Below are 26,786 nucleotides of genomic sequence, written 5' to 3'. Positions count from 1 at the left end.
TCGCCAAGCGGAAAACAATGGTGCATCTTAGAGCTTCTAAGCGAGTTGGAGAATGCAATGACCGATAAAGCGTTCGCTCAGGCTGATCCTGACTGGCTGGCATTGATCAGTGCCGCTCGCGAGTGGCTGTCAGGTCCCATCGGCCAATTTTTGTTGAACGAAGAACGCCGGATGCTCGAAGACGAACTGGGGCGTTTCTTTGGCGGCTACCTGGTGCATTACGGCCCTTCGGCCGAAGCGCCACCGGCGGCGAAGCAGGTGCAACGTAATGTCCGTCTGGGAGCGCCGCTGCCGGGGGTGGAAATTGTCTGCGAAGAACAGGCCTGGCCGATCAGTGAGCACGCCGCCGACGTGGTGGTGATGCAGCACGGGCTGGATTTCTGCCTGTCGCCCCATGGCCTGCTGCGTGAAGCCGCCAGCGCGGTGCGTCCCGGCGGGCACTTGCTGATTGTCGGGATCAACCCCTGGAGCAGTTGGGGGCTGCGCCACGTGTTTGCGAGCGACGCCATGCGCAAGGCACGCTGCATTTCACCGTCGCGGGTCGCCGATTGGCTCAACCTGCTGGGGTTTGCGCTGGAGAAACGCCGCTTCGGGTGCTATCGTCCGCCGCTTGCGTCCCCGGCGTGGCAAGCCCGCTTGGCTGGTTGGGAACGCAAGGCCGGGGACTGGCAACTGTCCGGTGGCGGTTTCTATTTATTGGTGGCGCGCAAGATCGTCGTTGGCTTGCGACCGGTCCGCCAGGTGCGCCGCGAGCCTATGGGCAAGTTGATCCCGCTGCCGATGGCCAAGGTCAATCGACGCCACAGCGAGCCGTAATAAACATTTTATTTTTCCGGCCGGGCTTGCCCGGCCTTGGGCGTTGTCGATCATTGATCGGCAAGCCACAGACATTTTCTGGATAGGTTGGCATGAGCGATAGCGTAGAACTCTTCACCGACGGCGCCTGCAAGGGCAATCCTGGCCCTGGCGGCTGGGGCGCACTGCTGGTGTGCAAGGGCGTTGAAAAGGAACTCTGGGGTGGCGAAGCCAATACCACCAACAACCGCATGGAACTGATGGGCGCGATTCGCGGCCTTGAAGAGCTCAAGCGTTCCTGCGACGTATTGCTGGTCACCGACTCGCAATACGTGATGAAAGGCATCAACGAATGGATGGTCAACTGGAAGAAGCGCGGCTGGAAAACCGCGGCGAAAGAGCCAGTGAAGAACGCTGATCTGTGGAAGCAGCTCGACGAGCAGGTCAATCGCCACAACGTCACCTGGAAGTGGGTACGCGGCCACGTCGGGCATCCCGGTAACGAACGCGCCGACCAGTTGGCAAACCGTGGCGTCGACGACGTCCGGGGTTACAAGCAGGACTGATCTTTTGATTCGAGGGCGATCATTTCGGATTATGCGTACGCAACGCTTCAATCATTTTCAGGCAATGATTCAATCCCGGTGAGACATCGCCGACGCGTCGGCTCAGGATGATTGGCGAGGTGGCATTGGTTTCAAGTACCGGAGTGAAACCAATGTCGTCGCGATGCAGCAATTGCACCGAGGCCGGCACCAGCGTGACGCCGATACCGGCACCCACCAGGCCGATGGCGGTTTGCAGTTCGTTGGTCCATTGCGCGACCGTGATGCTCACACCGTAGGACTCGAACAGCGCGATCACATGGTCGGCATAGCTGGGGCGAGGGTTGCCGGGATACAGCACGAACGGTTCATTGGCCAATTCGGTGAGGCTGATGGGGCCGGCCAAGAGTGGATGGCCAGCGGGCAGGGCAACCACCAGACGGTCTTCATTCAAAACGGTTTGAATGATTGCCGGGTCATCGATACGAATCCGCCCGAAGCCAACGTCGATACGTCCCGCCTTGAGCGCTTGCACCTGTTGCAGCGTGGTCATTTCCGACAGGCCGAGCTCCAGTTCCAGCGACTCGTTGCTGCGCAGTCGGCGAATCAGTTCGGGCAACACGCCGTAGAGGGTCGAAGGGGCAAAACCGATACCCAGCCAGGTCTTTTCACCCAGGCCGATACGTCGGGTGTTGTCGCAGACCTTGCTCAGTTGCTCAAGCAGGGCGCTGGAGTGCTCAAGGAAAAACCGTCCGGCTTCGGTCAGACGCAATGGCCTGCCACGTTCCAGCAACACCACCCCAAGTTCATCCTCCAGTTGCTGGATCTGCCGGCTCAACGGTGGCTGGGCGATGTGCAGGCGTTCGGCGGCGCGGGTGAAATTCAAGGTTTGACCCAGCACCTGGAAGTAACGCAGATGACGCAGCTCCATGAGCCCTCCACAGTCGACGATGGTGAATACCTTTAAGGTATCGATCCAGACCAATTCTATATTGGAACCCTGAAAAAAGCCGTACGAGAATCCGTCACAGAACTTCAAGAACCTGACGGGTATCGACATGCTTTCTTCTGCCATTGAATCGATCGAGACGATAATCGTCGATCTGCCGACCATCCGCCCGCACAAGCTGGCGATGCACACCATGCAGAATCAGACGCTGGTGATTATCCGCATACGCAGCAAAGACGGCATCGAAGGCTTCGGCGAATCGACCACCATCGGTGGCCTGGCCTACGGCAATGAAAGCCCGGACAGCATCAAGACCAACATCGACAAGCACTTTGCGCCACTGCTGCTGGGGCAGGATGCGTGCAACATCAACGCGGCGATGTTGCGCCTGGAGCGCAGTATTCGCGGCAATACCTTTGCCAAATCCGGCATCGAAACCGCTTTGCTCGACGCTCACGGCAAGCGCCTTGGCCTGCCGGTCAGTGAGTTGCTTGGTGGCCGCGTACGCGACTCGTTGCCAGTGGCCTGGACGCTGGCCAGTGGTGATACTGCCAAGGACATCGCCGAAGCCGAGCAGATGCTCGACCTGCGTCGTCACCGGATCTTCAAGTTGAAGATCGGTGCCGGCGAAGTCGACCGCGATCTGGCCCACGTCATTGCGATCAAAAAAGCCTTGGGTGACCGCGCCAGCGTGCGCGTCGACGTTAATCAGGCGTGGGATGAAGCGGTCGCACTGCGGGCTTGCAGGATTCTCGGCGGCAACGGCATCGACCTGATCGAACAGCCGATTTCGCGCAACAACCGTGCTGGCATGGTGCGCCTGAACGCGATGAGCCCGGCGCCGATCATGGCGGACGAGTCGATCGAGTGCGTGGAAGATGCGTTCAACCTGGCACGCGAAGGCGCCGCCTCGGTGTTCGCCCTGAAAATCGCCAAGAACGGCGGCCCCCGTGCAGTGCTGCGCACCGCGGCGATTGCCGAAGCGGCAGGTATCGGCTTGTACGGCGGCACGATGCTTGAGGGCGGGATCGGCACGCTGGCCTCGGCCCATGCCTTCATCACGTTGAACGAGCTGAGCTGGGACACCGAGCTGTTCGGCCCGCTGTTGCTGACCGAAGACATCCTCAGCGAGCCGCCGGTTTACCGCGATTTCCATTTGCATGTTTCGCAGGCGCCCGGCCTTGGCCTGAGCCTGGACGAAGAGCGGCTGGCGTTTTTCCGCCGCGACAAAACCTCTACTGCCATTCATTCCGTCTGAGGAGAACAGCATGTTGTTCCACGTAAAGATGACCGTGAACCTGCCGGTCGATATGGACCCGGAGCGCGCCGCTCGGCTCAAGTCCGACGAAAAGGCCTTGGCCCAGCGCCTGCAACAGCAGGGCAAGTGGCGCCATTTGTGGCGCATCGCCGGGCTTTACGCCAATTACAGCGTGTTCGACGTCGACAGTGTGCAGGAGCTGCACGACCTGCTGATGCAACTGCCGCTTTACCCCTACATGGCTATCGAAGTGAACGCGATGTGCAGGCATCCTTCCTCTATTCATGAGGATGATCGCTGAGCCGTTGTTTGCCAGTTCTGTACTCTAATAAATACAAGATGAGGATTAATCATGAACGCCAAAATTTCCCACACTGCCAGCGCACAGAAGTTTCTCGAAGACGCCAGTGGCCTGCTCAACGACGGTGGCAACCCGCGCGCCAAAGCGCTGATCTACCGCATCCTGCGTGACTCGGTGAACATCATCGAAGACCTCGAAGTGACCCCGGAAGAGTTCTGGAAAGCCGTCAACTACCTGAACGAACTGGGCGCGCGCCAAGAGGCGGGCCTGCTGGTTGCAGGCTTGGGCCTGGAACACTACCTGGACCTGTTGATGGATGCCGAAGACGAGCAGGCCGGTAAAACCGGTGGCACCCCGCGCACCATCGAAGGCCCGTTGTATGTTGCTGGCGCACCGCTATCCAACGGCGAAGCACGGCTGGACGACGGCGTCGATCCGGGCGTGGTGCTGTTCATGCAGGGCCAGGTCAAGAATACCGATGGCAAGCCGCTGGTTGGCGCCGTGGTGGATGTCTGGCACGCCAACACCGGCGGCACCTATTCGTACTTCGATGCCAGCCAGTCCGAGTTCAACCTGCGTCGGCGGATCGTCACCGATTCCGAAGGTCGCTATCGCTTTCGCAGCATCGTGCCGTCAGGCTACGGTTGCCCGCCCGACGGTCCGACCCAGCAACTGCTTGATCAACTGGGTCGTCATGGCCAGCGCCCGGCGCACATCCACTTCTTCATCTCGGCGGATGATCATCGCCACCTGACCACCCAGATCAACCTGGACGGTGACAAGTACCTGCACGACGATTTTGCCTACGCCACCCGCGACGAACTGATCGCCAAAATCACCTTCAGTGACGATCAACAGCGTGCACGCGAGCATGACGTCAGTGGCCGCTTTGCCGAGATCGAATTCGATTTCACCCTGCAGTCGTCGGCGCAACCAGAAGAGCAACACCGTCACGAGCGAGTGCGCGCACTGGAAGACTGATCAGCGCTGGCCCAGGCCACGGGATAACGGACCGTTTATCTCGTGGCCTTCCGCTTTGCGGCGGCTCGCATAGAATGGCCAGGCCTGATTTTTCTGGGGTGCGTGCCCAATAGCACCCGCACCGCAGCCAATAATCACAACCAGAGTGAGCGGTTATGCAAGCGCATCTATTGAGTGAGCGCAGCAGAGTCTTTGAGCAGGCCGACCCCTATGCGGTGTCGGGCTACGTCAATCAGCACGTGGGCAACCATTGCATCCGCTTGCCCAGAAGCGGCAGCCCTCAGGCCAGTCTCAATCACCGTAAATTCGCCAGTCTCGACCTGTGCCGTATCAGTTATGGCGGCAGTGTGCGGGTGACCTCGCCAGCGCTGGAAACCCTCTACCACTTGCAAGTGCTGTTACGCGGAAACTGCTTGTGGCGCGGTCATCGGCAGGAACACTACTTTGCGCCCGGCGAGCTGCTGCTGATCAACCCGGACGATCCGGTGGACCTGACGTACTCCGACGACTGCGAAAAATTCATCCTGAAAATGCCCGCCAGCCTGCTGGAGTCGGTGTGCCAGGAGCAACGCTGGTTGCACCCGGGGCAGGGCGTGCGGTTTCTCGAGAACCGCTACCAACTGGATGAGCTTGAAGGCTTCGTCAATCTGCTGGGCATGGTTTGCCAGGAGGCTGAAGCGACCGAGCGCATGCCGCGTGTTCAGGAGCATTACGCGCACATTGTCGTGAGCAAAATGCTCAGCCTGATGAAAACCAACGTCAGGCGCCTCGGTCTCGGTTCGCAGGCAGCGAACTTCGAGCTGATCGCCGACTACATCGAACGCAACCTCAAGCAGGACATCTGCAGCGAAGAACTGGCGCGTCAGGCACAAATGAGCCTGCGTTCGCTGTATGGGTTGTTCGAGCGCAATGCGGCCACCACCCCGAAAAACTACATCCGGCAGAAGAAGCTCGAGCGGGTCAACGCCTGTCTCAGCGACCCGACCTGCACGGTGCGCAATGTAACCGAGCTGGCCATGGATTACGGCTTTTTGCACCTGGGGCGATTCTCCGAAAGCTACCGCAAGCAGTTCGGCGAATTGCCATCGGACACCCTCAAGCGCCGGCACTGACCTCGGCGTGATCGTTCCCACGCTCCGCGTGGGAATGCCTCACTGGACGCTCTGCGTCCGCTTCGGCATGTGACGCGGAGCGTCACTGGCTGCATTCCCACGCAGAGCGTGGGAACGATCAACCTGAACCCTTTGCACAAAACGGATAAAGGTCTGCACCCAGCGGATATTGCCCAATAGCCGCCCGCCCTAGCATGAGCCTGCCTGAATAAAAACAATGGAGGCGGCGGCCATGTCCCTGCGACCCGAATACCTTCACTCCCTGCTTGAAGAAGACAAAGACCAGGGCATCTACCGCTGCAAGCGGGAGATGTTTACCGACCCACGCTTGTTCGATCTCGAGATGCAACACATCTTCGAAGGCAACTGGCTGTACCTCGCCCACGAGAGCCAGATTCCGAACAGGAATGATTTCTACACCACTACCATGGGCCGCCAGTCGATCTTCATTGCGCGCAACAAGGACGGCGAGCTCAACGCGTTCATCAACGCCTGCAGCCACCGTGGCGCGATGCTCTGCCGACACAAGACCGGCAACAAATCTTCCTACACCTGCCCGTTTCACGGCTGGACCTTCAACAACTCCGGCAAGCTGCTCAAGGTCAAGGACCCGGCGTCGGCCGGCTACCCGGCGAGCTTCAACTGCGAAGGCTCCCACGACCTGACCAAAGTCGCACGCTTCGAATCCTATCGTGGTTTCCTGTTCGGCAGCCTCAAGGCCGATGTGGTGCCGCTGGTCGAGCACCTGGGCGAGTCGGCGAAGATCATCGACATGATCGTCGACCAGTCCGCCGATGGCCTTGAAGTCCTGCGTGGTTCATCCAGCTACATCTACGAAGGCAACTGGAAACTCACGGCTGAAAATGGCGCCGACGGCTATCACGTCAGCTCCGTGCACTGGAACTATGCCGCTACGCAGAACCAGCGCAAGCAGCGCGAATGTGGTGACGAGAACCCCACCATGAGCGCCGGCACCTGGGCCAAGCAGGGTGGCGGTTTCTACTCCTTCGACAAGGGCCACATGCTGCTCTGGACCCGTTGGTCGAACCCGGAAGACCGGCCGCTGTACGAGCGCCGTGATGAACTGGCCAAGGACTTTGGCCAGGCCCGCGCCGACTGGATGATCGAGAACTCGCGCAACCTGTGCCTGTACCCCAACGTGTACCTGATGGACCAGTTCAGTTCACAGATCCGTATCGCCCGGCCGATCTCGGTCAACCGTACCGAAATCACCATTTACTGCATCGCCCCCAAAGGCGAAAGCGACAGCGCGCGTTCGAGCCGGATTCGTCAGTACGAAGACTTTTTCAACGTCAGCGGCATGGCCACTCCGGACGACCTCGAAGAATTCCGCTCCTGCCAGACCGGCTACCAGGGCAGCGTCACCACCTGGAACGACATGTCCCGTGGTGCCGAGCACTGGGTTGAAGGTGCCGATGAGGCGGCCAGGGAAATCGACCTGCACCCGTTGCTCAGCGGTGTGCGCACCGAAGACGAAGGCCTGTTCGTGCTGCAACACAAGTACTGGCAGGAAACCATGCTCAAGGCGTTGAGCGAAGAGCAGTCGGACTTGATCAAGGTGGAGGAACTGTCATGAGCATCACTTACGACGCCGTGCGCGATTTCCTTTACCGCGAAGCGCGCTACCTCGATGACAAGGAATGGGACAGCTGGCTGGAGTGTTACGCCGCCGATGCGTCCTTGTGGATGCCGTCCTGGGACGACAACGACGAGTTGACCGAGGACCCGCAACGGGAAATCTCGCTGATCTGGTACGGCAACCGCACGGGCCTGGAAGACCGCGTCTTCCGGATCAAGACCGAGCGTTCCAGTGCCAGCGTGCCGGACACCCGGACCTCGCACAACATCAGCAACATCGAGCTGCTCGAACAGGCCGACGGGCTGTGCAAGGTGCGCTTCAACTGGCACACCCTGAGCTTTCGCTACAAGACCGTCGACAGCTATTTCGGCAGCAGCTTCTACACCCTCGACGTGCGTGGCGACAGCCCGCTGATCAAGGCCAAGAAAGTGATCCTGAAGAACGATTACGTTCGTCAGGTCATCGATGTCTATCACCTGTGAGGCAGCCGTCATGACTCATTCCATCGCACTCAATTTTGAAGACGGCGTCACCCGTTTCGTTGACGCCAATCCCGGCGAAACCGTGGCCGACGCCGCGTATCGCCAGGGCATCAACATCCCGCTGGACTGCCGCGACGGCGCCTGCGGCACCTGCAAATGCTTTGCCGAGGCAGGGCGTTACGATCTGGGCGAGGAGTACATCGAAGACGCCCTGAGCAGCGACGAGGCTGAAAAAGGCTTTGTGCTGACCTGCCAGATGCGCGCCCTCAGTGACTGCGTGGTGCGCGTGCCGGTGTCCTCGGACGTCTGCCGCACGCAAAAGGCCCACTACAGCGCGGCCATCAGCCAGGTGCGTCAGCTGTCGGACAGCACGATTGCGCTGTCGATCAAGGGTGATGCCCTGAGCAAACTGGCGTTCCTGCCGGGGCAATACGTCAACCTAGGCATTCCCGGCAGTGAGCAGACTCGTGCCTATTCGTTCAGCTCGTTGCAACGTGACGGTGAAGTCAGCTTCCTGATCCGCAACGTGCCCGGCGGGTTGATGAGCAGCTTCCTCACCGGTATCGCCAAGGCCGGTGACAGCATGAGCCTGGCCGGGCCGTTGGGCAGCTTTTACCTGCGCGACATTCAGCGTCCGTTGCTGTTGCTGGCCGGCGGCACGGGGCTGGCGCCGTTCACCGCCATGCTGGAAAAAATTGCCGAGCAGGGCAGTGAGTATCCGTTGCACTTGATCTACGGCGTGACCAACGATTTTGACCTGGTGGAACTGGACCGGCTGCAAACCTTGGCCGCTCGGATCCCGAACTTCAGTTTCAGTGCCTGCGTAGCCAACCCGCAAAGCGCGCACCCACTGAAGGGCTATGTCACCCAACACATCGAACCCAAACACTTGAACGACGGCGATGTCGACGTCTACCTCTGTGGTCCACCGCCGATGGTTGAGGCGGTCAGCCAGTTCATTCGTGAGCAGGGCGTCGCACCGAAAAATTTCTACTACGAAAAATTCGCGGCCAGTGCGGCGTAAAAAGCTTAGGCGCCGACACGCACCTGTGGGAGCGAGCCTGCTCGCGATAGCGATGGGTCAGTCAACATTGATGCTGAATTTACTGCCGTCATCGCGAGCAGGCTCGCTCCCACAAGGATTGTCGTGTCGTTACAGGGACATTGAGGGGTTGAAATGAACAGATTCCATGAAAAAGTCGCGTTGATTACCGGCGCGGCACAAGGGATTGGCCGTCGCGTCGCCGAGCGTATGGCTGCCGAAGGTGCGCAGTTGATTCTGGTCGACCGCTCGGAACTGGTGTTTGAGCTGCAAGAGCAACTGGGTCAAGCCAGTGAAGTGCTGACCCTCACCGCCGACCTCGAACAGTACGCCGAGTGCCATCGCGTGATGACGGCGGCGATCGAGCGTTTCGGCCGTCTGGATATATTGGTCAACAATGTCGGCGGGACCATCTGGGCCAAGCCTTTCGAGCATTACGAAGAGCAACAGATCGAAGCGGAAGTCCGCCGTTCGCTGTTTCCGACGCTGTGGTGCTGCCATGCCGCGCTGCCGTTCATGCTGGAGCAGGGCAGCGGCGCCATCGTCAACGTGTCGTCCGTTGCCACGCGCGGGGTCAATCGCGTGCCTTACGGCGCAGCCAAGGGTGGGGTCAATGCGCTCACCGCGTGCCTGGCGTTTGAAACCGCCGAGCGGGGCGTGCGGGTCAATGCCACCGCGCCGGGGGGTACGCAAGCACCGCCACGCCGGATCCCGCGTAACAGCGCGGAGCAAAGCCCGCAGGAGAAGGTCTGGTATCAGCAGATCGTCGATCAAACCGTCGACAGCAGCCTGATGAAACGCTACGGCACGATTGACGAGCAGGTCGGGGCGATCCTGTTTCTGGCCTCTGACGACGCGGCTTACATCACCGGGCTGGTGATGCCGGTTGGCGGCGGTGATCAAGGCTGAAGTATCAATTGTGGGAGCGAGCCTGCTCGCGATGACAGAGTCACATCCAACATCATTGTTGACTGACCCTGCGCTATCGTCGGAACGCCGCCCGGAGCCGGCTCGCTCCCACCGGGTTGGGCTGAGCGCTTTCAAGCTCTGTGTTAACATCGCCGCCTTATGCAAAACGGCACGAAGAGGGGTTGAAAGAAGATGGCTCAGAGGATGGTGGTGCTCGACACCGAAACCACCGGCATGCCGGTGACCGACGGCCACCGGATTATCGAGATCGGTTGCGTCGAGTTGATCGGTCGACGCCTGACGGGCCGGCATTTCCACGTTTATTTGCAACCAGACCGGGAAAGTGACGAGGGCGCGATTGGCGTCCACGGCATCACCAACGAGTTTCTGGTGGGCAAGCCGCGTTTCGCTGAAGTGGCCGATGAGTTCTTCGAGTTCATCAAGGGTGCGCAGCTGATCATCCATAACGCGGCGTTCGACGTTGGCTTCATCAACAACGAATTCGCGCTGATGGGCCAGCAGGATCGGGCTGATATCACCCAGCATTGCTCGATCCTCGATACCCTGATGATGGCGCGTGAGCGTCACCCCGGGCAGCGCAACAGCCTCGATGCCTTGTGCAAACGCTATGGCGTCGACAACTCCGGCCGTGAGCTGCACGGCGCCTTGCTCGACTCCGAGATTCTCGCTGACGTTTACCTGACCATGACCGGCGGCCAGACCAGTCTGTCGCTGGCTGGTAATGCGTCAGACGGTAACGGTTCGGGCGAGGGTTCGGGGAATCAGGCGAGCGAGATTCGTCGTCTGCCGGCCGATCGCAAGCCGACGCGGATCATTCGCGCCAGTGAAGCGGACCTGGCCGAGCACGCCTCGCGCCTTGAAGTCATCGCCAAGTCCGCCGGTGCTCCGGCACTCTGGACCCAACTGGCCGAGGCCAAGGCGCAAGCTTAACCACCGAACATGAATAGGACGGGCTCCTGTGGCGAGGGGGCTTGCCCCCGTTCGGCTGCGCAGCAGTCGCCAGCGATGTACCTGAAAAAAGTCAGGGCCGCTTCGCGACCCAACGGGGGCAAGCCCCCTCGCCACAGTATCGGGTGGGGCGTGACCTGTTTTGGGGCATCCTCTCGCCACATGGGCCTCAACCCTCTACCCTGAGTGTATTGGCAGACTACGGTCTGCCGCCTCAGGACGCCGAGCCCCATGTATAAAGACTTGAAGTTCCCGGTCCTTATTGTCCACCGCGACATCAAGGCTGACACGGTCGCCGGTGATCGTGTGCGCGGCATCGCCCGGGAGCTGGAACAGGAAGGCTTCAGTATCTTGTCGGCGGTGGATTACGCCGAAGGGCGGCTGGTCGCCTCGACCCACCACGGCCTCGCATGCATGTTGATCGCTGCCGAGGGGGCCGGGGAAAACACCCATCTTTTACAGAACATGGTCGAGCTGATTCGCGTGGCCCGTGCCCGTGCACCGAATTTGCCGATCTTCGCCCTGGGCGAGCAAGTGACCCTGGAAAACGCCCCGGCCGATGCCATGAGCGAACTGAACCAGTTACGCGGCATTCTTTATCTGTTCGAAGACACCGTGCCTTTCTTGGCGCGCCAGGTCGCCCGCGCGGCGCGTAACTACCTCGATGGCTTGCTGCCACCGTTTTTCAAGGCCCTGGTGCAACACACCGCCGACTCCAACTATTCCTGGCACACCCCAGGGCATGGTGGGGGTGTGGCTTATCACAAAAGCCCGGTAGGGCAGGCGTTCCACCAGTTTTTTGGGGAAAACACCCTGCGTTCGGACCTGTCGGTCTCGGTGCCGGAACTCGGCTCCTTGCTGGACCACACCGGGCCACTGGCGGAAGCCGAGGCGCGTGCGGCGCGTAATTTCGGCGCCGATCACACGTTTTTCGTGATCAATGGCACCTCGACCGCCAACAAGATCGTCTGGCAAGCCATGGTCGCGCGTGACGATCTGGTGCTGGTGGACCGCAACTGCCACAAATCGGTGTTGCACTCGATCATCATGACCGGGGCGATCCCCTTGTACCTGTGTCCGGAGCGTAATGAGCTGGGGATCATCGGGCCGATTCCGCTGAGTGAGTTCAGCCGCGAATCAATCAAGGCCAAGATCGACGCGAGCCCGCTGACCAAGGGCCGAGAGCCAAAGGTCAAGCTGGCGGTGGTGACCAACTCGACGTACGACGGCCTCTGCTACAACGCCGAACTGATCAAGCAGACCCTGGGCAACAGCGTCGAAGTCTTGCACTTCGACGAAGCCTGGTATGCCTATGCGGCGTTTCACGAGTTCTTCGCCGGGCGCTACGGCATGGGCACCTCGCGCACTGAGGACAGCCCGCTGGTGTTCACCACCCATTCCACTCACAAATTGCTCGCGGCTTTCAGTCAGGCGTCGATGATTCACGTGCAGGATGGCGGCGCTCGGCAACTGGACCGCGACCGCTTCAATGAAGCGTTCATGATGCACATCTCCACGTCGCCGCAGTACAGCATCATCGCGTCGCTGGATGTGGCGTCGGCGATGATGGAAGGCCCGGCCGGCCGTTCGTTGTTGCAGGAGATGTTCGATGAGGCCCTGAGCTTTCGCCGGGCGCTGGCCAACCTGCGCCAGCACATCGCCGCCGATGACTGGTGGTTCTCCATCTGGCAGCCGCCGTTGGTGGAGGGGATCGATCTGGTGACGACCTCGGACTGGCTGTTGCAGCCCGAAGCGGACTGGCACGGCTTTGGTGACATCGCCGAGGATTACGTATTGCTGGACCCGATCAAAGTGACGCTGGTGATGCCGGGTCTGACGGCCGGTGGCGCACTGAGCGAGCGGGGGATTCCGGCGGCAGTGGTCAGCAAGTTCCTCTGGGAGCGTGGGCTGGTGGTGGAGAAGACGGGTCTGTATTCATTCCTGGTGCTGTTTTCCATGGGTATCACCAAGGGTAAATGGAGCACTTTGCTCACCGAGTTGCTCGAATTCAAACGCAGCTACGACGCCAACATCAGTCTGGCGGCGTGTCTGCCGTGTGTCGCGCAACGAGATGTGGCGCGTTATCAGGGCATGGGGCTGCGCGACCTGTGTGATCAGTTGCACGCCTGCTACCGCAGCAATGCCACCGCCAAGCACCTCAAACGCATGTACACCGTGCTTCCGGAGATCGCCATGAAACCGGCCGACGCCTATGATCAATTGGTCCGGGGCGAGGTCGAGGCGGTGCCCATCGACCAGTTGCAGGGGCGTATCGCGGCGGTGATGCTGGTGCCGTACCCGCCGGGGATTCCGCTGATCATGCCCGGCGAACGCTTCACCGAGTCGACACGCTCGATCATCGATTACCTGGCATTCGCCCGCACGTTCAACAGCAGCTTCCCGGGTTTTGTTGCCGATGTGCATGGCCTGCAGCATGAAGGCGAGGGCAATGGGCGGTGTTACACCGTCGATTGCATAAAAATTTGAGGACTTTTCCGAGTATGCAGCCGGTCATCAACCCCAAGTATCCGGGTTTGGCGGTACGTGTCGCCGATCAGGGATTCGCTGCTTATATCTGGGGCAGTGACTTCAGTTTTGAGGTCCGGGCCTATGCGGTCGCAGAGCTCAATAAGCCGGTGGATCAGTGGTCGCTGGAAACCATCACGCCCTATCGCAAGTGCTATGGCATCGATCCCGAGGAGTTCGCCAGTTACCGGAACGCAGTCGACAGTGCGATTTTCATGGCGTTTCTCGACGATCACCCGGTGGGGCACATTGTGATCAGCACTAACTGGAACGGTTTTGCCCATATCGATGAGCTGGCAGTACACGCCCCGGCGCGCCGCCACGGGGTGGCCAAGGCGCTGCTGGATGTTGCGCAATTCTGGAGTCGCAAGAAGAAACTGCCGGGCATCATGCTGGAAACCCAAAATAACAACCTGGGTGCCTGTCGGCTTTATGAGCGTTGCGGCTATGTCATGGGTGGCATCGATCACCTGCGTTATCGCGGCATCGATCCGCAAACCGCAGAGGTGGCGTTGTTCTGGTATCGGCTGTTCGATAACCCCTTGGAAAGTCCGATCAGCTCGCCAGCATCGCCTCGGCTTGTTCCTTGATGATGTCCAGTAACACCTGGGCCGCAGGCGCTATCGCGGCATTGTTCAGGGTCAAGGCGTAAAGACTGATCGGCACGGCCGGCGAGAGCGGGCAAACGTCCAGTCCGCTGGCCTTGGCGCCGATCGCGGTAAACGGATCGACAACGGCCAGGCCTTCGCCGGCCTCGACCATGCTGCGCATCATCTGATGGGTCTGAACCCGGGTTTGCACCACCGGTGCCGGGCGCAAGGCCAGCAGTTTGCTCTCGAACATCACGTTAAGCGGATCGTGACCTTCCAGCCCGACCATCGACTGGCCGGCCAGGTCCTGCACGGAAATGTATTTTTGCTTGGGTTGCAGCCAGCCATGAGGCGCCAGGAGCTGGAGTTTGCCTTGGGCAATGATCTGGCACTGAATGTCGGGGTGGTCGGGGTCGTGCAGGCTCAAGCCGAGATCGCTTTCACGCAGCAGCAGGCTTCTGACGATGTCACGCGTGGGTTGGCTGAGCAGCGAGCAGGGCGCATCTGGAAAACGTCGACGTAGGGTGGCAATGCCCTGTGGCAACAATTGCTGCGCCAAGGGGGGCGTACAAATGATCCGCAACGGCGGCGCCAGATATTGTTTGAGGCTGTTGGCCAGCCGCTGCACCGGTTCGAGCGCGTCAAAGACGTGAGCAATCTCGACCTGCAACTCCCGCGCCTCACGGGTAGCCTGTAAACGCCCGCGTACGCTGGCAAACAGCATGAAGCCGAGTTGATCCTCGGCTTCGCGCAAAATCCCCTCGACCCCGGCCACCGGCAATTGCAGCATCTCGGCAGCGGTGCCCAGATGACCGGTTTGCAGGAGCGCCTGGATCACTTCGATATGACGTAAACGCATGCGTGAAGTCCATGTTCAGCAGGTGAGGGAGTCAGTGTCTGAATCCTAACTCAAGTCCGTGCCTATGACTTCAGCTCATAACACAGGGTTATGAGGCGACGGTGGTTTCCGGCAAGCTTCCGACATAAGTGTCGGGTTCGCGAACGATGGTGACTTCCGACTGAATCAATAGAAACTGGTTTTCATCGAGCTTCTTGACGCGATCGCCAATGGCCAGCTTATAGGTGGTGACAGGCTCCGTGCCGCCGAGACCGTCTGCCGACGGAGTGGATTCCTGGAACTCATGCACTGAATAAACACGGCCTTCCGCATCTCTTGCATGGAATTGTCCGACGAGTACTGCTGCCATCTGCTTAGAACCTCTGGAGATAAGTCACTCAATTTGCGGTTCTGTAGACCGTCGATAAGCTTGGTAAGTTTTCCTACAGGAAAAAAATAGTATTTAACTGCTATTCCGCGACAAGGAACACATGAAGTGCTGCCGGATCATCTATAACTACAGGCTCCTTTAGCCAGATAGTCGGGAATTTCCAATGAGCAAGGTCTATACGATTGCTGTCCTGGTTGGCAGCTTGAGAAAACAGTCGATCAACCGCAAAGTCGCGCTGGCGCTGGCTGAACTGGCTCCGGCAAACCTCAGGCTGAACATCGTCGAGATTGGCGACCTGCCGCTCTACAACGAAGACATCGACGTAACACCGCCAGCAGCCTACAGCACTTTCCGTCAACAGGTGAGCTCATCCGACGCGGTGCTGTTCGTGACACCGGAATATAACCGCTCGGTGCCTGCCCCCCTGAAGAACGCCATCGATGTCGGTTCCCGGCCTTATGGCAAGAGTGTCTGGGGCGGTAAGCCGGGGGCGGTGATCAGTGCATCCCCCGGCGCTATTGGTGGGTTCGGTGCTAACCATCACTTGCGTCAATCCATGGTGTTTCTCAATGTGCCTTGCATGCAGCAACCGGAAGCCTACCTGAGCAACGCCGGTACGGCGTTCGACGAGTCGGGCAAGGTGTCCGAGTCGGTCCGGCCGTTTTTGCAGAGTTTCATCAATGCCTACGCCGAGTGGGTCGAGCAATTTAAAAAGGATTGATCGATCGGGGGCCAGCGCTTGCGCGCAGGAAGCGCTGGCCAGTCGACTGATGATCGAACCGTTGGATAGTGGACAGCCACACGACAAGGAGTCTGAACAATGCAAAGCCTGGGCACGGTCACACGGCTGATCACCCGAAAAAACGCCATCGACCAGAGTCGTGTCGAGCGTGAGCAGCGCAGCCTGGTTCCGGCGGTTGGTGAAGTGATCCTGAAGATTGATCGCTGCGCTCTGACCACCAATAACATCACCTATGCAGCTTATGGCGACACGATGCATTACTGGGAATTTTTCCCGACGGGGCAAGCAGAATGGGGCCACATCCCGACCTGGGGTTTTGCCGATGTATTTGCCTCAGGAGTCGATGGCATTGCGGTCGGGGAGCGCCTTTACGGGTACTTTCCACTGGCCAGCCATCTCTGGGTGCGTCCAGAGCGGGTGACCGAGCGCGGTTTTCATGACACCGCCCCGCACCGTCAAACATTGAGCTCGGTTTACAACCAGTACACCCGTTGTAGCTGGGATCGGTACTACAGCCCTGCAAATGAAAACCTGCAAATGCTGCTTAACCCGCTGTTTTTGACGTCATTGATGCTGGCAGACTTCCTACAGGACAATCAGTTCTTCGGTGCCACCCGTGTGGTGTTCTCCAGCGCTTCGAGCAAAACCGCTTTCGGCACTGCTATTTGCCTGGAGGACCAGTCGAATCTGCAATGAGTGGCGCTGACATCGACCGGGAACAAGGCGTTTGTTGAACAACTCGGGTGTTACGAGCGCACGCTTGAGTACGCCGAGTTGGCGTCGTTGCCCGCTGACCGTCCGACCTTATATGTGGATTTCTCTGGCCGTCTGGATTTACGCGATCAGGTGCATCAGCATTTCGCCGGGCAATTGGTTTACAGCTGCGCTGTAGGTTCTACCCAGAGCACCGATGAGGCGCAGCTGAGCGCTATAACAGGGCCGCAGCCGGCGTTTTTCTTCGCGCCGATCCAGATTCGCAAACGCAACGCCGAATGGGGCGCGCAGCGGCTTATCGAGTACATCGGTGAGGGCGGGCAGAAGTTTTATCGGCGAGTGATGGCACCGGCCAATCCATTGCTCAGAGTGGTGGAGAGTGATGGGCTTGAAGCGGCACAAACGGTGATTTCGCGACTGTTTCATGGGCAGATTGCTCCGATCGAGGGGCATGTGATCCGTTTGTGAGGCCCTACGGGTTGCGTGCAATGCGGTTTATTCGCTTTACCCTATATTCGAAATTCCATATATTCGCGCTTCGTTTGTTCAGGCGCATTCACTTCCATGTCCGATCCCTGCAATCCCGTCGATGTGTTCAAGGCGTTGGCCGATGACACCCGCAGTCGTATCGCTTTGCTCATCGCCAAAGAGGGCGAGCTGTGTGTGTGCGAGCTGACGGCGGCGCTGGACCTGAGCCAGCCAAAAATCTCCCGTCACCTGGCGCAATTGCGCAGCCATGGTTTGCTGGCGGACCGTCGTCAGGGGCAATGGGTGTTTTATCGCCTGCACCCGCAATTATCTCCGTGGGTCATGACGTTGTTGCACGGCGCGCTGGCAGCCAATGGTGCATGGCTTGGCGCTGATATCGCGCGACTACAGGCGATGGGCGACCGTCCGGTCCGTTGCTGCTGATTCTCCCTAGACCTTTTTACCCCTTGCTCAAGGCTGTTTCGCATGCTGATCGCGTCGTTGATTTTCCTCCAGACCATTACCCTGGTGATCTGGCAACCCAAAGGCCTTGGCGTCGGCTGGAGTGCGGTGCTGGGTGCCGTGTTGGCGCTGCTCTGCGGGGTGGTACAGGTCAGCGACATTCCGCTGGTATGGGACATCATCTGGAACGCCACCGGGACGTTTGTGGCGCTGATCATCATCAGTCTGCTGCTGGATGAAGCGGGTTTCTTTGCCTGGGCGGCGTTGCATGTGGCTCGCTGGGGGCACGGTAACGGGCGCAAGCTATTCGCTTACATGGTGTTACTCGGGGCGCTGGTATCGGCCTTGTTCGCCAATGATGGCGCAGCGTTGATCCTCACGCCCATCGTGATTTCGATGCTGCTGGCCTTGCGATTTTCTCCGACGGCGACGCTGGCGTTCGTGATGGGCGCCGGGTTTATCGCCGATACCGCGAGCCTGCCGCTGGTGGTGTCGAACCTGGTGAACATTGTCTCCGCGGACTTCTTCCACATTGGGTTCAACCGTTATGCAGCGGTCATGGTGCCGGTCAACCTGGTGGCCATCGCGGCGACGCTGGCGGTGTTGCTGTGGTTCTTCCGGCGGGACGTTCCTGCCGATTACGACCTGGAACAACTGGAAGATCCGAAGAGCGCGATTCACGACAAGCCAACTTTCATTGCCGGTTGGTGTGTGCTGGTGATTTTGCTGCTTGGCTGTTTTGCCCTGGAGCCGCTGGGGATTCCCATCAGCGCGATCTCGGCGGTGTGCGCGGCATTGCTGTTGGCCATTGCCGCCCGTGGGCACAAGATTTCCACGCGCAAGGTGATGAAAGAAGCACCGTGGCATATCGTGATTTTCTCCCTGGGCATGTACCTGGTGGTTTACGGCTTGCGTAATGCCGGGTTGACCACGTACCTGGCCAGTTGGCTGGACGTGTTCGCGGATTACGGCGTGTGGGGGGCCGCCATGGGCACCGGGGTGCTGACTGCGCTGTTGTCGTCGATGATGAATAACCTGCCGACGGTGCTGATCGGTGCGTTGTCGATCGATGCCAGCCAGGCCACCGGGGTGGTGAAAGAGGCAATGATCTACGCCAACGTGATCGGCAGCGACCTGGGGCCGAAAATTACCCCGATCGGTAGCCTCGCGACCTTGCTTTGGTTGCACGTGCTGGCGCGCAAGAATATTCAGATTGGCTGGGGGTATTACTTCAAGGTCGGGATCGTATTGACGGTGCCGGTGTTGCTGGTGACCCTGGCGGCGTTGGCGTTGCGCCTGTCTATCTAGACCGTGTCGACCCTATCGCGAGCAAGCTCGCTCCCACATTTGGAACGCGTACCCCTGTGGGAGCGAGCTTGCTCGCGATGAGGCCGGTTCAGGCGCCACAAGGCTCAACCCTGGCCCGGCACGTTTGGCCACAGATCCGCCACCAGAAACAGCCGCTCGGCTTCTTCCCAGTCACCGTCGACGTTTTCGGTCAGGCGTACCAGCAACTGCGCGGGCGCCTGCGGGTCGAGCCCGCTCAGCCAGGTCTCCAGTTGTGTGCGGTCCCAGGTGTGCTCGGCAAGATAATGGGCGGGCGCGAGCCAGGCGTGCCGTGGCAAGGGTTGCCAGCGACCGGGCGGGCTCTGGGCGATAAAGTGTGCCCAGTCTCGCTGATGCAACCAGCGTCCTCTGAGGTGCTGCGGATGGGCGCAGTCGGGTGACTGGGTTTTGCCGGGCCATGGGTACAGCAGATAACCGCCCAGCCACAGGTGTGCGCTGAACCCCAGGATATCCAGCGCGGCCAACGCATCGCGGCTTTCGGAGCGCGCGGAAATCGGCAGTTGATGGTGGGTCAGGTGCGCCAGCTTGCGGTCCAGTCGGTCATGGCAGCCCGGTCCAAGCCACTGGGCAGTGTCGTGGCCTTCGCCGTTCTGGGGGCCCAGATACAATTTGATCGCCAGTTCCAGGTGATGCACGCCGTCGCGGTCGCGCAGCAGCATGTCCAGTTCGCCCAGCGTATGGCCCTCGCGGCGAATCGGCAGGTTGGCGGCAATCAACTCGACCCCCGGCGCATGCTGCACGGCAAACTGCCAGAGACGTTCGTAATACAGGCCCAGGCGACGAGTCGGGCCGAGCGCCAGCCAGCGCTGCAGCTCGCGGCTGTCCTGATCGAGCTGAAGCAGCCAGTGTTGCAGTCGTTCGGGGGCTTGTACCCAGTCGCTGCCGGCCAGTGGATGGCGTTGTGGCCAGGGTGTTTCGCTGAGCATCGGTGGCGCGAGGATGACCCAAGCCAGGTCGCGCACTTCGGGATGGCGCAACTGACGAGGTAAAGTCAGCAAGTCAGGAAATAAGGTCATCTTGCGAGCATAGCGCTTTGGTTCGCGGCTGAAAGGATTTTGTCTGCGGCCCGCTTTCGCCCATAATCGTGTTTTTCGCCGTCGTAGACCACGCGTCAACAGATCCTGACTAGGAGCCCCATGGAGCAATTTCGCAATATCGGCATCATCGGTCGCCTGGGTAGTTCGCAGGTGCTGGATACCGTTCGCCGACTGAAAAGATTCCTGCTTGACCGGCACTTGCACGTGATTCTCGAGGACACCATCGCCGAAGTCCTACCTGGCCATGGCCTGCAAACCTCATCGCGCAAGATGCTCGGCGAAGTCTGTGACATGGTGATTGTGGTGGGCGGTGACGGCAGCCTGCTGGGCGCCGCTCGGGCATTGGCACGGCACAACATTCCGGTGCTGGGGATCAACCGCGGCAACCTGGGCTTTCTGACCGACATCCGCCCGGATGAGCTGGAAGTCAAAGTCGCCGAAGTGCTCGACGGGCACTATCTGGTCGAAAACCGCTTCCTGTTGCAGGCCGAAGTTCGCCGTCACGCCGAGGCCATCGGCCAGGGCGATGCGCTGAACGACGTGGTGCTGCACCCCGGCAAATCGACGCGGATGATCGAGTTCGAGTTGTACATCGACGGCCAGTTCGTTTGCAGCCAAAAAGCCGACGGCCTGATCGTCGCCACACCCACCGGTTCCACGGCCTATGCGCTCTCGGCGGGTGGCCCGATCATGCATCCCAAGCTCGATGCCATTGTGATTGTGCCAATGTACCCCCATACCTTGTCAGGAAGGCCGATTGTGGTCGATGGCAATAGCGAGCTGAAAATCGTCGTGTCGAAGGATATGCAGATTTACCCGCAAGTCTCCTGTGACGGGCAGAACCACTTCACCTGCGCCCCCGGTGACACCATCACTGTGAGCAAGAAGGCGCAGAAACTGCGGCTGATTCATCCGCTGGACCATAACTACTACGAAGTCTGCCGGACCAAGCTGGGCTGGGGCAGCCGGTTGGGCGGTGGAGGCGACTGATGCTCGATCCCGCGCGTAGCTACGACCTGATCGGTGACGTGCACGGTTGCGCTCATACCCTTGAGCATTTGCTGGACCGACTCGGGTATCACAAGCAAGCCGGCGTCTGGCGCCATCCGTCACGCATGGCTGTGTTTCTCGGTGATGTCATCGACCGTGGCCCGCGGATTCGCGAAGCGCTGCACATCGTTCACGACATGGTCGAGGCCGGTCAGGCGCTGTGCATCATGGGCAACCATGAATTCAATGCCCTTGGCTGGAGCACGCCGGCGCCGCCCGGGAGTGGCAAACAGTATGTGCGTGAACACACGCCTCGGCATGCGCGCCTGCTCGACGAAACCCTGACTCAATTTGCCAATCACCCGGCGGACTGGCGCGACTTTCTTGCCTGGTTCTACGAGATGCCGTTGTTTGTCGATGCCGGGCGTTTCCGGGTCGTCCACGCCTGCTGGGACGGTGGCCTGATCGACGTGCTGCGCGCGCAACACCCTGATGGCTGCGTCGATGAGCACTTTGTCCAGGCAGCGGCGGTTTCCGGCAGTTTCGCTTGCATGGCCTTCGACCGCTTGCTGCGGGGCACCGATATGCGCCTGCCGCACGGTTTGACCATGACCAGCGGCGACGGTCTGACGCGTTCGTTTTTCCGCACCAAATTCTGGGAAGACAACCCGCAAACCTACGGCGACATTGTTTTCCAGCCAGATGCCTTGCCCGAGCCCGTGGCTCGCACGCCGCTGTCGCCGGTAGAAAAAGATAACCTGTTGCGCTATGGCATCGACGAACCTCTGTTGTTTGTCGGGCACTACTGGCGCAGTGGCAAACCGGTGCCGATCCGCCCGAACCTGGCCTGCCTGGATTACAGCGCGGTGTTGTACGGCAAGCTGGTTGCCTATCGGCTGGATCAGGAAACCCGTCTCGATCCACGCAAGTTTGTCTGGGTCGATGTTGAACGGCCAGAGGTATTGCGATGAGTGTTGTTGCTGTTTTACGTCTGCCGCTGGCGGTGGACCTGAGTGGTTTCGTCAAATTGCTGCAACGCATGCACGTGCCGCATCGGGTCAGCGAAGAAGCCGGTGAACAGGTGCTGTGGGTGCCGGACGCGATCAGTGAAGACGTGCGCTCGCTGTATGAACGGTTTCCTGCGGGCGATCCCGAGCATCAACTGGATATCCCGGCCGCACAAGCGAACATCCAGCGTCCGGGGTTCGTCGAGCAACTGCGCCACAGCCCGGTGACGGCGCTGATTCTGCTGTTGAGCATGATCGTCGGCGCGGTGACGTTGCTCGGTGAGAATCTCGATACGATGCGCTGGCTGACGTTCCTCGAATTTCGCGTGGTGGGCGAGTACATCCACTTCACGCCGTTGGCCGACAGCCTGGCAGCGGGGCAGTGGTGGCGTCTGGTGACGCCAATGCTGATTCACTTCGGCGTTCTCCACCTGGCCATGAATGGCATGTGGTACTGGGAACTGGGGCGGCGTATCGAGTCGCGTCAGGGCAGTATCAACCTGCTGGGACTGACGTTGCTGTTCAGCCTGGTGTCGAACTTCGCCCAATATTATTACGGCGGCCCGACCTTGTTCGGCGGCCCGACCTTGTTCGGCGGCCTGTCCGGTGTGCTTTACGGCCTGCTCGGGCATTGCTGGATCTACCAGTTGCTGTCGCCGAACCCGGCGTATCGCCTGCCTCGCGGGGTGTTGGTGATGATGCTGGTCTGGCTGCTGCTGTGTATGTCGGGGCTGATCTCGATGATCGGTTTCGGCGAAATTGCCAATGCGGCGCACGTCGGCGGGTTACTCGTCGGATGCCTTACCGGTTTGTTGGGTGGCTTGTACAGTCGCCGTAGACTCTCTGTCCAATAAACCGCTGTCTAAATTGCGATGTGAATAACGAGCGCGGAGACCTGATGTCCTCTTTTAACGAAATGATCAAAAACATCACGCCGGAGATCTACCAGAGCCTGAAACTGGCGGTAGAGATCGGCAAGTGGTCCGACGGCGGCAAATTGACTGCCGAGCAGCGCGAACTGTCGTTGCAGGCGATGATCGCCTGGGAAGTACAGAACCTGCCCGAGGAACAACGCACCGGCTACATGGGCCCGCAGGAATGCAGTTCGAAGTCGATCAGCGTGCCGAATATCCTGTTCAAGTCGGATGCCATCCATTGATCGAGATTGGCCGCGGTGCAATCAGCAAGATGTCGGCGCGCCTCGACGCGTCGGCCGTGCAATACGCTTTTCGCCTGGGTGATACCGAGGTGCCGGTCAATCCCATGATCGGCAGCACGGTTCGCCTGGAATACCTGGGTGCGATCCACTGCATCCATTGCGGACGCAAAACCAAAACCAGCTTCAGCCAGGGTTACTGCTACCCGTGCATGACCAAACTGGCGCAGTGCGATGTCTGCATCATGAGCCCGGAGCGCTGCCATTACGATGCCGGAACCTGCCGTGAACCGGCTTGGGGCGAACAGTTCTGCATGACCGACCACGTGGTGTATCTGGCCAACTCGTCGGGCGTCAAGGTCGGAATCACCCGCGCCACTCAGCTGCCAACCCGCTGGCTCGATCAGGGCGCCAGCCAGGCATTGCCGATCATGCGCGTGTCGACCCGTCAGCAATCGGGCTTCGTCGAAGACCTGTTCCGCAGTCAGGTAGCCGACAAGACCAACTGGCGCGCCTTGCTCAAGGGTGATGCGCCACCGGTTGACCTGAAACAGATTCGTGATCAACTGTTTGCAAGCTGTGCCGAGGGCATGCAAGGACTGCAGGAGCGCTTCGGTCTGCAAGCGATTCAACCGGTATTTGATGTCGAGCCGATTGAAATCCGTTACCCGGTCGAGCAATACCCGGCCAAGATTGTCAGCTTCAATCTGGACAAGAACCCGATTGCCGAAGGCACGCTGTTGGGAATCAAGGGTCAATACCTGATCTTCGATACCGGCGTTATCAATATTCGTAAATACACGGCCTACCAGCTCGCCGTGCATCAGTAAAAGGACTCCAGCATGCGCACCGAACAACCGAAGATGATCTACCTGAAGGACTATCAGGCGCCCGAGTACCTGATCGACGAGACGCACCTGACCTTCGAGTTGTACGAGGACCACAGCCTGGTCCATGCGCAACTGGTGATGCGCCGCAATCCCGCCCGTGGCCCGGGCCTGCCGCCGCTTGTATTGGATGGCCAGCAACTCGAGCTGCTGTCGGTAGCCTTGGGCGACGCTGAGCTGAGCGACGGCGACTATCAACTGACGGAAAACCATCTGACCCTGCACCCGATCAGCGCCAGTTTCACGGTCGACACCAGCGTGCGGATTCACCCGGAAACCAACACCGCGCTGGAAGGCCTGTACAAGTCCAGCGGCATGTTCTGCACTCAGTGCGAGGCCGAGGGCTTTCGCAAGATCACCTATTACCTCGACCGCCCGGACGTGATGAGCAAGTTCACCACCACGGTGGTCGCCGAGCAGCATAGCTATCCGGTGCTGCTCTCCAACGGCAACCCGATTGCCTCAGGTCCCGGTGAAGACGGTCGGCACTGGGCGACCTGGGAAGATCCGTTCATGAAGCCGGCCTACCTGTTCGCGCTGGTGGCCGGTGACTTGTGGTGCGTCGAAGACACCTTCACCACCATGACTCAGCGCAGTGTGGCGCTGCGCATTTACGTCGAGCCGGAAAACATCGACAAGTGCCAGCACGCCATGAACAGCCTGAAGAAGTCCATGCGCTGGGACGAAGAAGTCTATGGCCGCGAGTACGACCTGGACATCTTCATGATCGTTGCGGTCAACGACTTCAACATGGGCGCGATGGAGAACAAGGGCCTCAACATCTTCAATTCCAGCTGCGTGCTGGCCCGTGCCGAAACCGCGACCGACGCCGCGCACCAGCGGGTTGAAGCAGTGGTGGCCCACGAATACTTCCACAACTGGTCAGGCAACCGCGTGACCTGCCGCGACTGGTTCCAGCTGTCGCTCAAGGAAGGGTTCACGGTGTTCCGTGATGCCGAGTTCTCTGCCGACATGCACTCGCGCACCGTCAAGCGCATCGAGGATGTGGCGTACCTGCGCACGCACCAGTTTGCCGAAGATGCCGGCCCGATGGCCCATGCGGTGCGCCCGGATGCGTTCATCGAGATTTCCAACTTCTACACCTTGACCGTGTACGAGAAGGGCTCGGAAGTGGTGCGCATGATCCGCACCTTGCTCGGTGCCGAAGGTTTCCGCAAAGGCAGCGACCTTTATTTCGAGCGTCACGATGGCCAGGCGGTCACCTGCGACGATTTCATCAAGGCCATGGAAGATGCCAACGGCGTCGACCTGACCCAGTTCAAACGCTGGTATAGCCAGGCCGGTACACCGCGTCTGGCGGTGAGCGAGTCTTACGATGCAGCGGCGAAAACCTACAGCCTGACCTTCCGTCAGAGCTGCCCGGCGACCCCGGACAAGGTTGAAAAACTGCCGTTCGTGATTCCGGTAGAACTGGGCCTGCTGGATAGCAAAGGCGCGGCGATCGCACTGCGGTTGGCCGGTGAAGCGGCCGCTGACGGGACCTCCCGCGTGCTGTCGGTGACCGAGGCCGAGCAAACTTTCACCTTCGTTGATATTGCCGAGCAACCGTTGCCCTCGTTGCTGCGCGGCTTCTCGGCCCCGGTGAAACTGAGCTTCCCGTACAACCGTGATCAACTGATGTTCCTGATGCAGCACGACAGCGACGGCTTCAACCGCTGGGAAGCCGGCCAGCAATTGTCGGTGCAGGTGTTGCAGGAACTGATTGCTCAGCATCAAGCGGGTCAGGCATTGGTGCTCGATCAGCGACTGATTAGCGCATTGCGCACGGTGCTGGCGGATGAATCCCTGGATCAGGCCATGGTCGCTGAAATGCTCTCGCTGCCAAGCGAGGCCTACCTGACCGAAATCAGCGAAGTGGCGGACGTCGATGCGATTCACGCCGCGCGTGAATTCGCCCGCAAGCAACTGACGGACAACCTGTTCGACGCGCTGTGGCTGCGTTATCAGGCCAATCGCGAGCTGTCGAAGCAAACCGCTTACGTCGCCGAAGCCGAGCACTTCGCCCGTCGTAGCCTGCAAAACATCGCGTTGTCTTACTTGATGCTCAGTGGCAAGCCAGAAGTGCTGGCGTCGACCCTTGAGCAGTTCGATGCCTGCGACAACATGACCGAGCGTCTGACCTCGTTGGCGGTGCTGGTGAACTCACCGTTCGAAGCCGAGAAGGCCAAGGCGCTGGCCAGTTTTGCCGAGCACTTCAAGGACAATCCGCTGGTCATGGACCAATGGTTCAGCGTTCAGGCCGGCAGCACGTTGCCGGGTGGTTTGCAGCGGGTTCGGCAGTTGATGAAGCACCCGGCGTTCAACATCAAGAACCCGAACAAGGTGCGGGCGCTGGTCGGTGCGTTTGCCGGGCAGAACCTGATCAACTTCCATGCGGCCGATGGTTCGGGGTATCGATTCCTTGCGGATCTGGTGATCGAGCTGAACAGCTTCAATCCGCAGATCGCTTCCCGTCAATTGGCGCCATTGACGCGCTGGCGTAAATACGACAGCGCCCGTCAGGCGTTGATGAAGGCGGAGCTGGAGCGCATTCGCGGCTCGGGCCAGCTGTCCAGCGATGTGTTTGAAGTGGTCAGCAAAAGTCTGGCGTGACGCGTCTGATCTGACGCTGATACCTGATCGTTCCCACGCTCTGCGTCACTAGTGTCCGGTAAAACTCTCTCATAG

Annotated in this window: 26 protein-coding genes and 1 pseudogene; 23 read left to right on the top strand and 4 right to left on the bottom strand. The window is 59.8% G+C overall.

From position 1 onward, the window contains the following. Positions 1-57: 57 nt before the first annotated feature. Both BK658_RS01185 and rnhA read left to right on the top strand, forming a co-directional pair. On the top strand, positions 58-816 hold the full coding sequence (locus BK658_RS01185; protein ID WP_123580423.1) for a class I SAM-dependent methyltransferase: 759 nt from the start codon (positions 58-60) through the stop codon (positions 814-816). 92 nt (positions 817-908) lie between these two features. Further along, positions 909-1,361: a ribonuclease HI gene (gene rnhA, locus BK658_RS01180; RefSeq protein WP_019690633.1), complete on the top strand. Its 453-nt coding sequence runs from the start codon at positions 909-911 to the stop codon at positions 1,359-1,361. A gap of 19 nt (positions 1,362-1,380) precedes the next feature. Here the strand turns inward: rnhA and BK658_RS01175 are convergent, their stop codons facing one another. Next, on the bottom strand, positions 1,381-2,271 hold the full coding sequence (locus BK658_RS01175) for a LysR family transcriptional regulator (RefSeq protein ID WP_123580421.1): 891 nt from the start codon (positions 2,269-2,271) through the stop codon (positions 1,381-1,383). 127 nt (positions 2,272-2,398) lie between these two features. On the opposite strand from BK658_RS01175, the gene BK658_RS01170 reads away from it, so the two are divergent. From BK658_RS01170 to BK658_RS01120, 11 genes are all read left to right on the top strand, one after another. Next, positions 2,399-3,547, top strand: a complete 1,149-nt coding sequence (locus tag BK658_RS01170; RefSeq protein WP_185019761.1) for a muconate cycloisomerase family protein — start codon at positions 2,399-2,401, stop codon at positions 3,545-3,547. A gap of 10 nt (positions 3,548-3,557) precedes the next feature. Beyond that, positions 3,558-3,848, top strand: a complete 291-nt coding sequence (catC, locus tag BK658_RS01165) for a muconolactone Delta-isomerase (RefSeq protein ID WP_054597129.1) — start codon at positions 3,558-3,560, stop codon at positions 3,846-3,848. Positions 3,849-3,899: 51 nt separating this feature from the next. Then, on the top strand, positions 3,900-4,829 hold the full coding sequence (gene catA, locus BK658_RS01160) for a catechol 1,2-dioxygenase (RefSeq protein ID WP_123580419.1): 930 nt from the start codon (positions 3,900-3,902) through the stop codon (positions 4,827-4,829). Between the two features lie 155 nt (positions 4,830-4,984). Continuing rightward, positions 4,985-5,941: an AraC family transcriptional regulator gene (locus BK658_RS01155; RefSeq protein ID WP_123580417.1), complete on the top strand. Its 957-nt coding sequence runs from the start codon at positions 4,985-4,987 to the stop codon at positions 5,939-5,941. Between the two features lie 232 nt (positions 5,942-6,173). Then, complete coding sequence (gene benA, locus BK658_RS01150; protein WP_123580415.1) at positions 6,174-7,538, top strand: benzoate 1,2-dioxygenase large subunit; 1,365 nt, start codon at positions 6,174-6,176, stop codon at positions 7,536-7,538. Next, entirely contained in the window at positions 7,535-8,023 is a 489-nt protein-coding gene (gene benB, locus BK658_RS01145) for a benzoate 1,2-dioxygenase small subunit (RefSeq protein WP_123580413.1), read from the top strand. Before benA ends, benB begins: the two co-directional genes overlap by 4 nt. A 10-nt stretch (positions 8,024-8,033) precedes the next feature. Continuing rightward, a complete protein-coding gene (gene benC / locus BK658_RS01140; protein ID WP_123580410.1) occupies positions 8,034-9,047 on the top strand; it encodes a benzoate 1,2-dioxygenase electron transfer component BenC in 1,014 nt (337 codons plus the stop codon). Positions 9,048-9,200: 153 nt separating this feature from the next. Then, on the top strand, positions 9,201-9,974 hold the full coding sequence (locus tag BK658_RS01135) for a 1,6-dihydroxycyclohexa-2,4-diene-1-carboxylate dehydrogenase (protein WP_123580408.1): 774 nt from the start codon (positions 9,201-9,203) through the stop codon (positions 9,972-9,974). A gap of 192 nt (positions 9,975-10,166) precedes the next feature. Next, positions 10,167-10,925, top strand: coding sequence for a DNA polymerase III subunit epsilon (dnaQ, locus tag BK658_RS01130; RefSeq protein ID WP_123580406.1), 759 nt, complete (start codon positions 10,167-10,169; stop codon positions 10,923-10,925). Between the two features lie 249 nt (positions 10,926-11,174). Then, a complete protein-coding gene (locus BK658_RS01125) occupies positions 11,175-13,430 on the top strand; it encodes an Orn/Lys/Arg family decarboxylase (RefSeq protein WP_123580404.1) in 2,256 nt (751 codons plus the stop codon). Between the two features lie 14 nt (positions 13,431-13,444). Next, positions 13,445-14,059, top strand: a complete 615-nt coding sequence (locus BK658_RS01120) for a GNAT family N-acetyltransferase (protein WP_123580401.1) — start codon at positions 13,445-13,447, stop codon at positions 14,057-14,059. On the opposite strand, the gene BK658_RS01115 is transcribed toward BK658_RS01120, so the two are convergent. Both BK658_RS01115 and BK658_RS01110 read right to left on the bottom strand, forming a co-directional pair. Beyond that, positions 14,025-14,918, bottom strand: coding sequence for a LysR substrate-binding domain-containing protein (locus BK658_RS01115; RefSeq protein ID WP_123580399.1), 894 nt, complete (start codon positions 14,916-14,918; stop codon positions 14,025-14,027). The genes BK658_RS01120 and BK658_RS01115 overlap by 35 nt on opposite strands. An 88-nt stretch (positions 14,919-15,006) precedes the next feature. Further along, positions 15,007-15,267, bottom strand: a complete 261-nt coding sequence (locus tag BK658_RS01110; protein WP_123580397.1) for a hypothetical protein — start codon at positions 15,265-15,267, stop codon at positions 15,007-15,009. A 184-nt stretch (positions 15,268-15,451) separates the two neighbouring features. Between BK658_RS01110 and BK658_RS01105 the strand changes: the two genes are divergently transcribed. From BK658_RS01105 to BK658_RS01090, 4 genes and pseudogenes are all read left to right on the top strand, one after another. Then, positions 15,452-16,009 (top strand): NADPH-dependent FMN reductase, encoded by a 558-nt coding sequence (locus BK658_RS01105; protein WP_054597141.1) that lies wholly within the window; start codon positions 15,452-15,454, stop codon positions 16,007-16,009. A gap of 99 nt (positions 16,010-16,108) precedes the next feature. After that, positions 16,109-17,212, top strand: a pseudogene (locus tag BK658_RS01100) (DUF2855 family protein). A 96-nt stretch (positions 17,213-17,308) separates the two neighbouring features. Beyond that, positions 17,309-17,656 (top strand): metalloregulator ArsR/SmtB family transcription factor, encoded by a 348-nt coding sequence (locus BK658_RS01095; RefSeq protein ID WP_123580395.1) that lies wholly within the window; start codon positions 17,309-17,311, stop codon positions 17,654-17,656. Between the two features lie 42 nt (positions 17,657-17,698). After that, on the top strand, positions 17,699-18,982 hold the full coding sequence (locus BK658_RS01090) for an arsenic transporter (protein ID WP_123580393.1): 1,284 nt from the start codon (positions 17,699-17,701) through the stop codon (positions 18,980-18,982). Positions 18,983-19,086: 104 nt separating this feature from the next. Here the strand turns inward: BK658_RS01090 and BK658_RS01085 are convergent, their stop codons facing one another. Next, entirely contained in the window at positions 19,087-20,037 is a 951-nt protein-coding gene (locus BK658_RS01085; RefSeq protein WP_123580391.1) for a DUF1853 family protein, read from the bottom strand. A 120-nt stretch (positions 20,038-20,157) separates the two neighbouring features. Between BK658_RS01085 and BK658_RS01080 the strand changes: the two genes are divergently transcribed. Genes BK658_RS01080 through pepN form a run of 6 tightly spaced genes read left to right on the top strand, consistent with a single transcriptional unit; the run spans position 20,158 to position 26,711 of the window. Next, entirely contained in the window at positions 20,158-21,048 is an 891-nt protein-coding gene (locus tag BK658_RS01080; protein WP_019690613.1) for an NAD(+) kinase, read from the top strand. Beyond that, complete coding sequence (locus BK658_RS01075) at positions 21,045-22,019, top strand: metallophosphoesterase (RefSeq protein ID WP_404943158.1); 975 nt, start codon at positions 21,045-21,047, stop codon at positions 22,017-22,019. Before BK658_RS01080 ends, BK658_RS01075 begins: the two co-directional genes overlap by 4 nt. Next, positions 22,016-22,909 (top strand): rhomboid family intramembrane serine protease, encoded by an 894-nt coding sequence (locus BK658_RS01070; protein ID WP_123580387.1) that lies wholly within the window; start codon positions 22,016-22,018, stop codon positions 22,907-22,909. Before BK658_RS01075 ends, BK658_RS01070 begins: the two co-directional genes overlap by 4 nt. A gap of 44 nt (positions 22,910-22,953) precedes the next feature. Next, on the top strand, positions 22,954-23,214 hold the full coding sequence (locus BK658_RS01065) for a YeaC family protein (protein ID WP_123580385.1): 261 nt from the start codon (positions 22,954-22,956) through the stop codon (positions 23,212-23,214). Continuing rightward, positions 23,211-24,041: a DUF2797 domain-containing protein gene (locus tag BK658_RS01060; RefSeq protein WP_123580382.1), complete on the top strand. Its 831-nt coding sequence runs from the start codon at positions 23,211-23,213 to the stop codon at positions 24,039-24,041. Before BK658_RS01065 ends, BK658_RS01060 begins: the two co-directional genes overlap by 4 nt. 12 nt (positions 24,042-24,053) lie before the next feature. Beyond that, entirely contained in the window at positions 24,054-26,711 is a 2,658-nt protein-coding gene (pepN, locus tag BK658_RS01055) for an aminopeptidase N (protein ID WP_123580380.1), read from the top strand. Positions 26,712-26,786: the final 75 nt, after the last annotated feature.

Source organism: Pseudomonas brassicacearum, from assembly GCF_003732175.1.
Lineage (GTDB): Bacteria > Pseudomonadota > Gammaproteobacteria > Pseudomonadales > Pseudomonadaceae > Aquipseudomonas > Aquipseudomonas brassicacearum_G.
This window is presented reverse-complemented; position numbering and strand designations above follow the sequence as displayed.

Bases quoted from the DNA above. Each gene is read 5' to 3' on its own strand.
- BK658_RS01170 (WP_185019761.1), top strand. From the start codon at position 2,399: ATGCTTTCTTCTGCCATTGAATCGATCGAGACGATAATCGTCGATCTG.
- benA (WP_123580415.1), top strand. From the start codon at position 6,174: ATGTCCCTGCGACCCGAATACCTTCACTCCCTGCTTGAAGAAGACAAA.
- BK658_RS01110 (WP_123580397.1), bottom strand. From the start codon at position 15,267: ATGGCAGCAGTACTCGTCGGACAATTCCATGCAAGAGATGCGGAAGGC.
- BK658_RS01085 (WP_123580391.1), bottom strand. From the start codon at position 20,037: ATGACCTTATTTCCTGACTTGCTGACTTTACCTCGTCAGTTGCGCCAT.
- catC (WP_054597129.1), top strand. From the start codon at position 3,558: ATGTTGTTCCACGTAAAGATGACCGTGAACCTGCCGGTCGATATGGAC.
- pepN (WP_123580380.1), top strand. From the start codon at position 24,054: ATGCGCACCGAACAACCGAAGATGATCTACCTGAAGGACTATCAGGCG.
- BK658_RS01080 (WP_019690613.1), top strand. From the start codon at position 20,158: ATGGAGCAATTTCGCAATATCGGCATCATCGGTCGCCTGGGTAGTTCG.
- BK658_RS01095 (WP_123580395.1), top strand. From the start codon at position 17,309: ATGTCCGATCCCTGCAATCCCGTCGATGTGTTCAAGGCGTTGGCCGAT.
- BK658_RS01065 (WP_123580385.1), top strand. From the start codon at position 22,954: ATGTCCTCTTTTAACGAAATGATCAAAAACATCACGCCGGAGATCTAC.
- benB (WP_123580413.1), top strand. From the start codon at position 7,535: ATGAGCATCACTTACGACGCCGTGCGCGATTTCCTTTACCGCGAAGCG.
- BK658_RS01105 (WP_054597141.1), top strand. From the start codon at position 15,452: ATGAGCAAGGTCTATACGATTGCTGTCCTGGTTGGCAGCTTGAGAAAA.
- rnhA (WP_019690633.1), top strand. From the start codon at position 909: ATGAGCGATAGCGTAGAACTCTTCACCGACGGCGCCTGCAAGGGCAAT.
- benC (WP_123580410.1), top strand. From the start codon at position 8,034: ATGACTCATTCCATCGCACTCAATTTTGAAGACGGCGTCACCCGTTTC.
- dnaQ (WP_123580406.1), top strand. From the start codon at position 10,167: ATGGCTCAGAGGATGGTGGTGCTCGACACCGAAACCACCGGCATGCCG.
- BK658_RS01125 (WP_123580404.1), top strand. From the start codon at position 11,175: ATGTATAAAGACTTGAAGTTCCCGGTCCTTATTGTCCACCGCGACATC.
- BK658_RS01090 (WP_123580393.1), top strand. From the start codon at position 17,699: ATGCTGATCGCGTCGTTGATTTTCCTCCAGACCATTACCCTGGTGATC.
- BK658_RS01185 (WP_123580423.1), top strand. From the start codon at position 58: ATGACCGATAAAGCGTTCGCTCAGGCTGATCCTGACTGGCTGGCATTG.
- BK658_RS01155 (WP_123580417.1), top strand. From the start codon at position 4,985: ATGCAAGCGCATCTATTGAGTGAGCGCAGCAGAGTCTTTGAGCAGGCC.
- BK658_RS01135 (WP_123580408.1), top strand. From the start codon at position 9,201: ATGAACAGATTCCATGAAAAAGTCGCGTTGATTACCGGCGCGGCACAA.
- catA (WP_123580419.1), top strand. From the start codon at position 3,900: ATGAACGCCAAAATTTCCCACACTGCCAGCGCACAGAAGTTTCTCGAA.
- BK658_RS01115 (WP_123580399.1), bottom strand. From the start codon at position 14,918: ATGCGTTTACGTCATATCGAAGTGATCCAGGCGCTCCTGCAAACCGGT.
- BK658_RS01120 (WP_123580401.1), top strand. From the start codon at position 13,445: ATGCAGCCGGTCATCAACCCCAAGTATCCGGGTTTGGCGGTACGTGTC.
- BK658_RS01070 (WP_123580387.1), top strand. From the start codon at position 22,016: ATGAGTGTTGTTGCTGTTTTACGTCTGCCGCTGGCGGTGGACCTGAGT.
- BK658_RS01175 (WP_123580421.1), bottom strand. From the start codon at position 2,271: ATGGAGCTGCGTCATCTGCGTTACTTCCAGGTGCTGGGTCAAACCTTG.